Genomic DNA, 1,225 nt, shown 5'->3' on the forward strand with positions numbered 1-1,225 from the left:
AAGCCCGAGCCCAAGCCCCGGAAGAAGGAGCCGCCGGCGGAGGAGCGCAAGGCGGAGAAGCCCGCGCCGGCCAAGCATCGCGTCGCCGACAGCAAAGCGGAAAAGACCCCGCCGGCCAAGGCACAGGGCACCGGCAAGTCGGCCGAGTCCAAGGCTTCGCGCCCGCGCGGCAGCCGGCTCGGGCCCGATTTCCTCAAGGGGCTTACCAGCGACGAGAGCAAATCGACCAGCCAGGTGCCCCGCGCCGCCAAGATCGACGCGGCCGCGCTCGCCTCGATCGTCCAGGCGATCGCGCGGCAGATCCAGCCGTGCGCCGATCGCCAGGTCGATCCCGGTCCGGGCGCGAATGAGATCGTCACCACGCTCAACCTGCGTCTCAACGAGGACGGCACGCTCGCCGCGACCCCGACGGTGGTGCGCCAGACCGGGGTCAACGACGACAATCGCCGTTATGCGCGCCGCGTGATCGATCTCGGCATCGCCGCGTTCAAGGGCTGCGCCCCGCTCAAGCTGCCGCCGCAATTCTATTCGACCCCCAATGGCGGGTGGAACAATATCAACTACCAGTGGAAGCTCAGGTGACACGCACCGTGCTCCGCGATCGAGCCGCGCCGGGAGAAGCGGGGCAAGAGATTGAAAGGAAAGGCCCTGTACATGCGTAGCATCCTCCTTCTTTCCGCCGTGCTGCTCGCGGCCCCCGGCGCCGCGCAGGATATGCCGGCGCCCCCGCTGACGGTGCCGCCGCCCCCCGCGCAGGCGCAGGCCCCGGGCGGTGCCCCGCCGCCGCTGGAGGTATCGGTGACCGGCGGCATTTCCGCGCCGATGCCGATCGCGATCCCGACGATGCCGACCGACCGGGTGACCGATACCCAGGCAGGATCGACCGACGCGCTCGGCAAGCAGCTCGCCGATATCGTCACCAGCGATCTCAAAAGCTCGGGGCTGTTCAATCCGTTGCCCCCGGCACAGCTGCGCACGGTAATGTTCCCCGAGGTGACCCAGCCGGCCTTCTCTTATTGGGGCGGATCGGGCGCGCAGGCGCTGGTGCAGGGTTTCGTCCGCGCCAATGGCGACGGGACGCTGACCGTCGGCTGCTATCTCTACGACGTTTCGGCACAGACCGAGCTGATGCGGCAGGGCTTCGTCGTTCCGCCGGCCGACTGGCGCCGCGCCGGGCACAAATGCGCCGATATGGTCTACACCCGGCTGACCGGCGAAGGGCCGT

At 69.1% G+C, this 1,225-nt stretch carries 1 protein-coding gene and 1 pseudogene; both read left to right on the forward strand.

Features of this window, described 5'->3' with window-relative positions:
• On the forward strand, window positions 1-582 hold a 582-nt coding region (tolA, locus tag BGN95_RS00570), incomplete at its 5' end, for a cell envelope integrity protein TolA (RefSeq protein WP_286771297.1).
• Between the two features lie 72 nt (window positions 583-654).
• Window positions 655-1,225: pseudogene (gene tolB, locus BGN95_RS00575) on the forward strand (Tol-Pal system protein TolB); the annotation flags it as partial.

This window comes from Sphingomonas sp. 66-10 (assembly GCF_001897045.1).
GTDB classification, from domain to species: domain Bacteria; phylum Pseudomonadota; class Alphaproteobacteria; order Sphingomonadales; family Sphingomonadaceae; genus Sphingomonas; species Sphingomonas lycopersici.